Source organism: Pseudomonas sp. SK, assembly GCF_012975065.1.
Classification (GTDB): domain Bacteria; phylum Pseudomonadota; class Gammaproteobacteria; order Pseudomonadales; family Pseudomonadaceae; genus Aquipseudomonas; species Aquipseudomonas anuradhapurensis.
Window position 1 is genome coordinate 4117437 of record NZ_CP051857.1, and the last position, 12322, is coordinate 4129758.

Below are 12322 nucleotides of genomic sequence, written 5' to 3' on the forward strand. Positions count from 1 at the left end.
CTCAAACCGCCTCGAGCTCTGCCATGAAGTCCTGGAGCTCATCCAGGTCTTCGTCGTTTCGGGTAGCGAGACTGCCGACCGCCTGTGCAAAGGCCTGCAGGTTCTCTGTCTGGAACAACAACGCGAGCGGCAGGTTGCTACCCAGTTCGATCTGCAGTCGTGCTACCGCCTGGGTGGCCAGCAAGGAGTGGCCCCCCAGCTCGAAGAAGTTGTCGGTAAGAGAGACGTTTTCCAGGCCAAGAACTTCAACCCATATTGCCGCGATCCGGCGCTCCAGCTCGGTTTCAGGCGCCTGGTAGCCGGCCTGGCGCAGCTGGCCGTTCGGTTGCGGCAGGGCGTTGCGGTCGAGCTTGCCGTTCGGCGTCAGCGGCAGGCTTTCGAGCACCACCAGGTACGCAGGCACCATGTACGCCGGCAGGCTGGCCTTGAGCGCGGCGCGCAGGGTTTCGCACAGCGCTGTCTGGGCCGCCGGGTCATCGCCCGACAGCGCCTCTGCTGGCACCACGTAGCCCACCAGTTGCTGGCCGCCCGCAGCATCCAGCGCCAGCACCACCGCTTCGCGAACCGCATCCAGTCGTTGCAGGCATGCCTCGATCTCACCGAGTTCGATACGGAAGCCGCGGATTTTCACCTGATGGTCGATACGCCCGACATATTCGATCACCCCGTCGGCGTCATAACGCGCCAGGTCGCCTGTGCGGTACAGGCGTCCACCCTGGCCACCGAACGGGTCGGGGATGAAGCGCTCGGCGGTCAGCCCCGGTCGGGCCAGGTAACCGCGCGCAAGGCCCGCACCGGCCATGTGCAACTCTCCCGCCACCCCGATCGGCAGTGGCGTACCGGCATCGCTCAACAAGTACACGGCGCTGTTGGCAAGCGGTCGGCCGATATTCGCCTGGCCACCCGGGTTGCGCAGGGTGAAGGTCGAATAGGTGGTGTCCTCCGAGGGCCCATACAGGTCATAGACCTTGAACACATGACCGCTGGCATACAGCGCCTCGACCAGCTCCTGCTTGAGCGCCTCGCCCGCCAGGTTGATGATGCGCACACTGGCCGGCAATTGGCCGCTCTCCAGCAACACCTTGATCGCCGAGGGCACCGTGTTGACCAGGCGTACCTGGTCGCGGGCTGGCAGGTGCGGCAGCTCCAGGGCATTGGCCGCCAGCACGGCGTAGCCACCCGACCCAAGGGTGACGAACAGCTCCCACACCGACAGGTCGAAACAGATCGAGGTGGACGCCAGAACCCCGCACAGGTCTTGCTGGCTGTACACCGACTGGGCCCAGGCAATCATGGCCACGGCGTTGCGATGGGCAATCTGCACGCCCTTGGGTTGGCCGGTCGAGCCCGAGGTGTAGATGCAGTACGCCAGGTTGTCCGGCGAGGTCAGGCACACCGGGTCGGTCACCGGGTAGGCATCGAGCTGCAGTTGGTCCATCAGCAGCGTCCGGGGCTGGTAGCTGGCCGGCACACGCTCGAGCAAGGCCGATTGCGACAGCAACAAGGCCGAGCGGCTGTCTTCCAGCATGTACACCAGGCGCTCCTGCGGGTAGCCCGGGTCAAGCGGTACATAGGCACCACCCGCCTTGAGGATCGCCATCAGCGCGACCACCATGTCCAGGCCACGCGCCATGGCAACCCCCACCAGCACCTCCGGGCCTACGCCCGCCTCGCGCAGCCTGTGCGCCAGCTGGTTGGCCCGCGCGTTGAGCGCGGCATAGGTCAGGGTCTGTTGACCATGGATCAGCGCAACCGCGTCGGCTGCGCTGCCGGCCTGGGCCTCGAACAGCTGGTGGATACAACGCTCGGCCGGGTAACTGGCCGCCGTGCGGTTCCAGTCCTGCACGATACGCTGCTGCTGCGCGGCATCGAGCAGCGGCAAGTCACCGAGCGCAGCCTGCGGATCACTCACCAGGGCATCGAGCAAGGTAGCGAAGTGAGCGGCCAGCTGCTCGATCGCCTCGTCATCCCAGTAGGCGCAGTCGTGGCGGTACTGGATCGCCAGGCTGTCGCCAAGGCTCACCAATACGGTCAGCGGGTAGTTGGTCTGCTCATGCACTGCGACAGTGCCAAACTGCAGGCCCCCTGGCGCGCCCTGCTGCAGGGCTTCGGCCACCGGATAGCTTTCGAATACCAGCAGGCTGTCGAACAAGGTTTCACCGCCCAGGCCAGCCCAGCGCTGCACGTCATACAGCGGCGTATGTTCGTACTCACGCATGGCCAGGTTGTCAGCCTGCAACTGCCCGATCCACTGCGCGACGCGCTGCTCGCTACGCGGTGCAGCCACCACCGGCAGGGTGTTGATGAACAAGCCGATCTGCGTTTCCACCCCGGCCAGTTCCGCCGGTCGGCCAGCGACCGTGGCGCCGATGCAGACCGACGCCTGCCCGGTATAGCGCTGCACCAGCAGCAGCCAGGTGGCCTGGACCAGGGTGTTGACAGTAACCCGCTGGGCACGGGCAAAGGCCTCGACCCGCGCGCTACGCCCAGCGGCGAGCACCTGGTGATACACCCGCTGGCCCTGCCCCTCGCGCGGCCCGCTGTGCGTGCCCTGAGCCAGGCGCGTCGGCCCTTGGACGTCGGCCATCCGGCCTTTCCAGAAGCGCTCTGCGGCATGTACATCCTGGCGTTGCAACCAGGCGATGTAGTCACGGTAGCTACCCGGCGCTACTGCCACCGGCTGACCGGCATAGCGCTGCAACACCTCGCCCAGCAACTGCGAGGTGCTCCAGCCATCCATGAGGATGTGATGACAGGTGAAGATCAGGTGATGGCGCGCCTCGCCGGTACGCACCAGCAGCAGGCGCAGCAGTGGCGCCTCGGCCAGGTCGAAGCCGCGCCGCCGGTCGCTGTCAGCCAGGTTGTCGAGTGCCTGCGCCAAGCCATCCTGGCCACGCCAGTCCTGTTCGCTGAACGGTAGCTCCACCTGGTTGCGCACCACCTGCACCGCCTGGCCCACGTCGCCCTGCCAGACAAAACCGCTGCGCAGGCTGTCATGAGCCTGCAGGGCAGCGCTCCAGGCCTGGCGGAAGGCCTGCACGTCCAGGCCATCCACATCCACCCGCATCTGGTTGATGTAATGGCCGCTAGCTTGCTCGTAGAGGCTGTGGAACAGCATGCCCTGCTGCATCGGCGACAGCGGATAGACATCGGCGACCTGTGCTGCGGCAACCGGCAACTGGTCGAGCTGTGCCTGGGTCAGGTTGGCCAACGGGACGTCCGATGGGGTCAGGCCACGGCCCCCCGCGGCACAACAATGCTCGATGATTTCAATCAGGGATTGCTGGTAGGCATCGGCCAGGCGCTCGATGGTTTCTCGATGATGGATGGCCTGGCTGAAGGTCCATTCCAGGCGTAGCTCGCCGCCATACACCTGGCCGCTGACGGTCAGCAGGCTGGCCATCGCTGCTTCGGCATCCTGCCTGGCGCCATCGTTCTCCCTGGCAGGCGTGAACAGGCCGGCTTCGCCATCGAAGCTGCCATCGAACTGCCCCAGGTAGTTGAAGACGATCTCGCCCTGCGGCAATGCGGCAAGGCACTCGCGGCTCGCAGCATCACCCATGTAGCGCAACACGCCATAGCCCAGCCCCTTGTCTGGCACGGCGCGCAACTGTTCCTTGATGGTCTTGATCGAGCCAGCCAGGTCCGCCTGCGGGCTCAGCTTTACCGGGTACAGGCTGGTGAACCAGCCCACGGTGCGGCTCAGGTCGACATCCGCGAACAGGTCTTCGCGGCCATGGCCTTCCAGGCGTACCAGCACTTCCGGCAGACCACTCCAGTGGCTGATGGTCTGCGCCAGCGCCGTCAGCAACAGGTCGTTGATCTGCGTGCGATAAGCCGCCGAGCAGCCTTGCAGCAAGCGGCGTGTGCGTTGTGCATCCAGGCGTGTGCTGATCGACGCCGCATGCTTCATCTGCCGGCTGCCGTGCGGATTGTCACACGGCAATACAGCGCTCGCTCCTTGCAACTGCCGCTGCCAATAACCCAGTTCCTGCTGCAGCTCAGCAGTCGCGGCATAGCTTTGCAAACGCTCGGCCCAGGCTTTGCAGGAGGTGGTCTTGGCCGGAAGTTGCAGCTGCTGCCCGGCCGCCAGGGCCTGGTAGGCCTGCTGCAGGTCTGCCAGCAGCACCCGCCACGACACACCGTCGACGGCCAGGTGATGGATGATCAACAACAGCCGCTGGCTGCCATCAGGCAGGGCAGCGAGCATCGCCCGCATCAACGGTCCGTGCGCGAGGTCGAGGCTGCGCTGGGCTTCACTGGCGGCTTGCTCCAGCTGCTCGACATTGGCGAACTCGCGATGCCACAGCAGCGGGGTGTAACCCGCAGCGGCAAACTCGGCCTGCCAGCGCGCCCCATGGGCGACCATGCGCAAGCGCAGGGCATCGTGATGCACCAACAAGGCCTGCAAGGCGGCATCGAGCACAGTCGGATCGAGCGTTTCAGCTGGCGTGAGCAATACCGACTGGTTCCAGTGATGGCGCTCGGTAATGGGTTGCGCGAAGAACCAGTGCTGGATAGGCGTGAGCGGTGTCACGCCAGTCACCGGGCCCTGATCGATCGAAACGCTGTCGCCGCGCCTGGCGAGCCGGGCCAGTGCCTGCACCGTCTGCGCCTCGAACAGCTCCTTGGGTGTGAAGTGTATGCCTGCCTGGCGTGCCCGGCTGACCACTTGCAACGAGATGATCGAGTCGCCACCCAGCTCGAAGAAGTTGTCGGTCAGGCCGACCTGCTCCAGCTTCAGCAACTGCGCCCAGATCGCCGCGATCTGCTGCTCCAGCGCGCTCTGCGGGGCGACGTACTCGCCCTGCAACTGGCTGGCATCCGCCTGCGGCAGGGCCTTGCGATCGAGCTTGCCATTCGGCGTCAGCGGCAGCTGGTCGAGCAGCAGCAGGTGCGCCGGCACCATGTAGTCCGGCAAGCCGGCCTTGAGCGCGGCACGCAGGCTGTCGCGCAACGCGCCCTGCTCTTGCGTGCTGTCGGCGGGCACCACGTAGGCCACCAGTTGCTTGCCGCTCGGCCCGTCCTGGGCCAGCACCACCGCTTCCTGCACGCTCGGCAGCTGCAGCAGGTGTGCTTCGATCTCGCCCAGCTCGATGCGCAGGCCGCGGATCTTCACCTGGTGGTCGATACGCCCGGCGTAGTCGATCACCCCGTCGGCGCGGTAGCGCGCCAGGTCGCCGGTGCGGTACAGGCGGCCGCCATCGGTGCTGAACGGGTCTGGCACGAAGCGTTCGGCGGTCAGCGCCGGGCGCTGATGATAGCCACGGGCCAGGCCCACGCCACCGAGGTACAGCTCACCGGCACTGCCGCGTACTGCCGGTTGCAGGCTGCCATCGAGGATGTGGGCCTTGAGGTTGTTGATCGGCTGGCCGATCGGCACGCTGATATTTTCGTCCGGCTGGCAGGTCCAGTGGGTGACGTCGATGGCCGCTTCGGTCGGCCCGTACAGGTTGTACAGGCTCGCCGCCGGCAAACGTTGCAGGGCCTGGCGGGCCAGTTCGGCCGGCAGTGCTTCGCCGCTGCACACCACGCGCCTGAGGCTGACGCAGCGCTCTACCGCCTGGTGGGTCATGAACGCCTGCAACATCGACGGCACGAAGTGCAGCGTGCTGATGCCGTAGTGGCTGATGGCTTCGACCAGCAACTGCGGGTCACGGTGCGCCCCTGGCTGGGCGATGACCAGCCGCGCGCCGGTCATCAACGGCCAGAAGAACTCCCACACCGACACGTCGAAGCTGAACGGGGTTTTCTGCAGCACGCTGTCGCTGGCGTCCAGGCCGTAGGCCTTCTGCATCCACCACAGGCGGTTGACCAGCGCCCGATGGCTGTTGCCAGCGCCTTTCGGGCGACCGGTGGAGCCGGAGGTGTAGATCACGTAGGCGAGGTTCAGCGGCGCTACATCGGTGTCCGGGTTGGCATCGCTGTAGCCGCTCAGGTCTTCGCTATCCAGCTCCAGGCAGCGCAAGCCGGCCGGGATCGGCAGGGTGTCGCGCAGGTGCGACTGGCTCAGCAACAAGGCGATGCCGCTGTCGTCGAACATGTAGCGCAGGCGTTCCTGCGGGTACTCTGGGTCCAGCGGCACGTAGGCGCCGCCGGCCTTGACGATGCCCAGCAGGCCGATGACCATTTCCAGGCTGCGCTGCATGGCGATGCCGACCAGCACGTCCGGGCCCACGCCCAACTCGCGCAAGCGGTGCGCCAGCTGGTTGGCACGGCAGTTGAGTTCGGCATAGCTCAGGGTCTGCTCGCCGAACACCAGCGCCGGGGCATCCGGGGTGGCGCACACCTGGGCCTCGATCAGCTGGTGAATGCTGCGCTCGTCCGGGTAGGCGGCCTGGGTGGCGTTCCAGCCCTCGACCATCCGTTGCTGCTCCGGCTGGTCCAGCAGCGGCAGCTCACCGATAACGGCATGCGCATCCTCCACCAGCGCCTGCAGCAAGGTGGCAAAGTAACCCGCCAGGCGGCCAATGTGCTCATCGCTCCACAGCGCACGGTCGTGGCTGTAGTGCATCGACAGCGTCGCGCCCAGTTCCACCACCAGGGTCAGCGGGTAGTTGGTCTGCTCCTGCACGGCGACGTCACCGAAACGCAGGCCAGCGGGCGCCCCCTGTTGCAGCGCGTCGGCCACCGGGTAGTTCTCGAACACCAGAATACTGTCGAACAGGGCGTCCCCGCCCTGCCCGGCCCAGCGCTGCAAGTCGTACAGCGGCGTGTGCTCGAACTCGCGCAAGGCCAGGTTGTCGGCCTGCACCTGGCCGATCCACTCGGCCACGCGCTGCTCGGCACGCGGCGCCCCGACCACTGGCAAGGTGTTGATGAACAGGCCAATCTGCTCCTCTACCCCTGGCAGGTCTGCTGGTCGCCCGGCGACAGTGGCGCCGAAGCACACGCTGGCCTGGCCGGTGCAGCGCTGCAACAGCAGCAGCCAGGCCGATTGCACCAGGGTGTTGACGGTGACCCGATTGGCCCGGGCAAAAGCCTCGATGCGCGCGGTCTGCTCGCGGTCGAAAGCCAGGCGGTGCTCGCCGTAGCCGCTTGCGCCGCTGCTGCCGGCAATGGCCTGGGCCAGGCGGGTCGGTGCGTCCAGCGCCGCCAGGCGCGCCTTCCAGAAGGTTTCGGCAAGCGCCGCGTCCTGGCCTTGCAGCCAGGCGATATAGTCGCGGTAATGCCTGGCCTGCGCTTGCGGCAGCTGGCCGGCGTAGCGCTGCAGCACCTCCCCGAGCAGGCGCGAGGTGCTCCAGCCGTCCATGAGGATGTGGTGGGTGGTGTAGATCAAGTGGTGGCTGCTATCGCTGGTGCGCACCAGTACCAGGCGCAGCAGCGGCGCGCTGGCCAGGTCGAAACCGCGCTGGCGTTCAGCCTCGGCCAGGGCCTGCAAGGCCTGCTCCAGCGCTGGCTGGCCACGCCAGTCGTGCTCGCTGCACGGCAACGTGACGGTCTTGCATACCACCTGCACGGCCTGCTCCAGCGCGCCCTGCAGGACGAAACCGCTGCGCAGGATGTCATGCGCCTGCAAGGTAGCCTGCCAGGCCTGCCGGAAACGCTGCACATCCAGCCCGTGCACATCTACCCGCAGCTGGTTGATGTAGTTGCCGGCCTGCGCGTCGTAAAGGGTATGGAACAGCATGCCCTGCTGCATCGGTGACAGCGGGTACACATCGGCGATCTGCTGCGCCGGCAGCGGCAGGCTGTCCAGCTGCGCCTGGGTCAGCGCGGCCAACGGGAAGTCCGCTGGGGTCACCCCCTGGTGCCGGCCATCGCAACAGTGTTCGACCAGCTCCAGCAGGGCCTGCTGGTAGGCCTGGGCCAGCTTTTCGAGGGTGGCCGGGTGGTACATGTCGGCGCTGTAGGTCCACTCCAGGAACAACTCGCCGCCGTATACCTGGCCGGTGATGCTCAGCCAGTTGCCCAGCGCTGCACCGGCACACTGGCTGCGGCCTGCGCTTTCCCCACTTGGGGTGAACAGGGCGCCGGCTTCGGCATCGAAGCTGGTATCGAACTGGCCGAGGTAGTTGAAGGTGACCCGCGCCTGGGCGGCACGCCGCAGCTGGTCACGCACCTCGGCATCGCCGAGGTAGCGCAACAGGCCATGGCCGAGGCCTTTGTCCGGCACCGCGCGCAGTTGCTCCTTGATCGTCTTGATCGATTGGCCCAGGTCGTGGCCGGGCGTGAGGCGCACCGGGTACAGGCTGGTGAACCAGCCCACGGTGCGGCTGAGGTCGAGGTCGTCGAACAGGTCTTCGCGGCCGTGGCCTTCCACCTGCACCAGCACCTCGGCGTGCGTACTCCACTGGCACAAGGTCCGTGCCAGCGCAGTCAGCAGCAGGTCGTTGACCTGCGTGCGGTAGGCGGCCGGGGCCTGCCTCAGCAGCCTGGCGGTGCACTCGGCATCCAGCCGGGTGGTGGCGGTGCGGGCATGGCTGTTGGCCAGGCTGCCCTGGGGGTTGTCCCGCGGCAGTTCGGCGTGGCCGCCGGCCAAGGCCTGCAGCCAGTAGTCGCGCTGTGCCTGCAGCGCAGGGCTGCTGGCATGGCTGGCCAGGCGTTCGGCCCAGGCCTGCACCGAGGTGGTCTTGGCCGGCAGGTTCACGGCCTGGCCGGCCAGCAGCTGCTGGTAGGCGGTTTGCAGGTCTTCGAGCAGCACGCGCCATGACACGCCGTCGACCACCAGGTGATGCACCACCAGCAACAGACGCTGCTGGCCATCGGCAACGTCGAACAGTTCGCCACGCAATAGCGGCCCGTGCTCCAGGTTCAGGCTGGCTTGCAGCTGGTTGCCAGCGGCGTCCAGTTCACTCAGGGCATCGAGGTTGCGCTGCTGCACCAGCGGTGCATCGTCCAGCGGCTGGAAGCGCGCCTGCCATTGCTCGGCGGTGCGAGTGAAGCGCAGGCGCAGGGCGTCGTGCTGTGCGACCACGGCGCGCAGGGCGGCCTCCAGGTGCTTCACCTGTACCGGGCTGGTCGGTTTGAGCAGTACCGACTGGTTCCAGTGCGCCGGTTGGGCGATCTGCATTTCGAAGAACCGCGCCTGCGCTGGCAACAACGCGGCCTCGCCGCTGCTGGTGGCGTCTACGCCTGCCGCAGCAGGCGCTGGCTTGGCCTCGCTGCGCTTGGCCACCTGCGCCAGCTGGGCGATGGTCTGTTGTTCGAACAATTGCCTGGGGCTGATCCGGATGCCCTGACGCTTGGCCCGGGCGATGATCTGCAGGCTGAGGATCGAATCGCCGCCCAGTTCGAAGAAGTTGTCACTGCTACCGACCCGCTCCAGCTTGAGCACATCGGCCCACACCGCCGCCAGCGTTTCCTCGATATCACCCTGCGGCGCCACATAGCCACGGCTGACTGCACCGGGTACCGGCAGCGCACGCTTGTCGAGCTTGCCATTGGCGGTCAGCGGCAAACGTTCCAGCAATACCATCTGCGCCGGCACCATGTAGTCCGGCAAGCGTGCCAGCAGCAGCGCCTGCAACGCTTCAGCGGTCACCCCCGCTGCGGCGACCACGTAGGCCACCAGCTGCAGGCGCTCGGCGTCACCCTCCAGCGGCAAGGCCAGCACCACGGCCTCGCTGACCGCGGGCAAGCCGGCCAGCATGCGGCCGATTTCGCCGGGTTCCACGCGATAACCGCGGACCTTCACCTGGTCATCGGCGCGGCCGATGAACTCGATCAGGCCATCGGCCGTAAGCCGTGCGCGGTCGCCGGAGCGGTACAGACGGGCACCACCCTCGGCCGGCACGAAGCGCTCGGCAGTCAGTGCTGGCTGGCCCAGGTAGCCCTGGGCGACGCCCTGCCCGCCCAGGTACAGCTCACCGATCACCTGCGCCGCCAGCGGGTTGAGGTAACCGTCCAGCAGCTGGACGCCGGCGTTGCCCAGCGGGCGCCCGACCGGCACCGTGCGGCAGCCTGGCAATGGCTGGCCCGGCTCGAAGGTGAGCACGCCGACGGTGGTTTCGGTCGGGCCGTAGTGGTTGATGACCCGGCAGCCCGGGCGCAGCGCGCGAACCTTTTCCAGCAGGCCCCAGCTGCACGCCTCGCCGCCCAGGATCAACGCTGCGGCCGGCAGCACGTCGGCAGCGCGGTCCGCTTGCAGCAAGCCTTGCAGATGGCTTGGCACCAGTTTCAGTACGCCGACCTGATGCTGCGCCATGTAGCTGGCGAAGCCGTCCGGGTCGAACGCCAGTTCCTGCGGCAGCAGGTGCAGCAGGCGGCCCGAGGCCAGGGCACCGAACAGTACGGTGTGGCCCAGGTCGGCGGCGGTGGTGGAGACCATCGCCATGCTCGCTTCAGCCGGCAGTTGCAGGCGCTCGAGCAGCGCCTGGGTGTAGCTGGCCAGCGCCCCATGGCTGACCACCACGGCTTTGGGCTGGCCGGTCGAGCCCGAGGTGTAGATCAGGTAGGCTGGCTGTTCGGCGGCAATGGCCAGTTCTACCGGGCGGTCGCTGCAGGCCGCCCATTGGGCAGGGTCGCAAGTGACTGCCTGCACGCCATCCAGGCCGGCGAAGCGCTGGTCGCCCGGTGCATGCAACAGCACGGCAGCGCCACTGTCGGCAAGCAGTTGCTGCAAGCGCTCCTGGGGTTGCTGGGGGTCCAGCGGCAGATAGGCGGCACCGGTCTTGAGCACCGCCAGCAAGGCACCGACCCACTCGATGGAGCGTGGCAGGCACAAGGCAACGATGCTGCCAGCACCGACACCGCGCTGGCGCAGGTAGTCGGCCAGGCGGTTGGACGCCGCCTCCAGCCCAGCCTGGGTCATCAACCGTTCACCGGCGCGCACACCACCATGAGCCTGGCCTCGCGCCATGGCCTGGCGCCACAGGGCCAGCACATCGCCGTGCGGGTAGGCCTGCGTGGGCGCCAGTGTCAGCGCCGGCAGCTCCGGGCAGTCGACAATTGCCTGCTGCAGGTCGCCGGTCAGCGCATCCAGCACCCGGCGCAGCGAACCGGCCATGCGTTCGATGGTGGCGCGTTCGAACAGCTCGGTGGCATAGGTGAAGTAGCCTTCGATGCCATCGGCCTTGTCGGAAAAGTCGAATGCCAGGTCAAAGCGGGCATCGCCGCCGTCCCGCGCGAAGCCTTCCACCTGCAGCGTCCCCAGGCGCTTGCGCCCCGCGTCGCGGGCGGCCACGTGCTGGTTGATCTTGAACTGGAACAGCGGGTTGTGGGCCAGGTTGCGCTCCGGCAGCAAGGCGTCGACCAGCTGTTCGAACGGCAGCTCCTGGTGCGACTGGGCCGCGCCGATCACCGCCTTGACCTGTTCGAGCAAGGCGGCGAAGGTGGCGCGCTCATCCACTTGCACGCGCAGCACCTGGGTATTGATGAAGAAGCCGATCAGGCCCTCCAGTTCCTTGCGGTTGCGCCCGGCGTTGGGCGCGCCGATGCGGATGTCGGCCTGGCCACTGTAGCGCGACAGCACCACCGCCATGGCCGCCAGCAGCAGCACGAACACGGTGTAGCCGCCTTTGCGTGCCTGGCTGCGCAGGGCTTCGGCCTGCACGCCTGCGATATCCACGCGCAGCACCGCCCCGCGCTGGCTGGGCGTGGCCGGGCGCTCGAAGTCCAGCGGCAGGCTCAGCACCGGCTGCTCATCGCCCAGTTGCGCCTGCCAGTAGGCCAGCTGGCGCTGCGCCTCCCCGGCTTCGAGCCAGGCGCGCTGCCAGATGGCGTAGTCGGCGTACTGGATCGGCAAGTCTGGCAACTGCGCCTGGCGGCCCTCGGCCAGGGCGCTGTACAGCTGGATGAACTCCTGCACCAGCACATCGCTGGACCAACCGTCGGCGATGATGTGGTGCATGCTCAGCGCCAGCACATGGTGTTCGGCCTCCACGCGTAGCACGGTCACCCGCAGCAGCGGGCCGGCCTGCAAGTCGAAGGGCTGCTTGAGGGCAGCGTCAACGGCTTCGCTCAGCGACGCTTCGCTGGGCGTCTCGGTGAATTCCACCCACTCGATCGGCAGCGGGCAGTGGTCGAGGATATCCTGGTAGAACTCGCCCTCCTGTGCGGCGAAGCGCGTGCGCAGCGACTCGTGGCGTTGCACCAGCGCATCCAGCGCCTGTTGCAGCAGCGCCGGGTCCAGCGCGCCTTTCAGGCGGACCGCCAGCGGCACGTTATAGGCCGGGCTGTCGGGTTCCAGCTGCCAGAGGAACAACAGGCGCTGCTGGGCGTACGACAGCGGAATGCGCGTCAGGCCCTGGCGCGCCGGCACGATGGGCAGCAGGCGGAAGCTTTGCCCGCTGGCCTGCATCTGCGCCAGGATCTGCTGGCGTTGCTCCACGGAAAGGCCAACGAAACGTTGGGCGATGCGTTGTGCTGCAGTGAATTCCAT

General features: G+C 67.2%; 1 protein-coding gene. It reads right to left on the bottom strand.

Features of this window, described 5'->3' with window-relative positions; genetic code table 11:
* Position 1 precedes the first annotated feature (1 nt).
* The gene (locus HG549_RS18890; RefSeq protein ID WP_170031382.1) at positions 2 to 12322 is read right to left on the bottom strand and encodes a non-ribosomal peptide synthetase; all 12321 of its coding nucleotides are present in this window, start codon (positions 12320 to 12322) and stop codon (positions 2 to 4) included.

Coding starts and splice junctions, on each gene's coding strand:
- HG549_RS18890 (WP_170031382.1), bottom strand. CDS start 12,322: ATGGAATTCACTGCAGCACAACGCATCGCCCAACGTTTCGTTGGCCTT.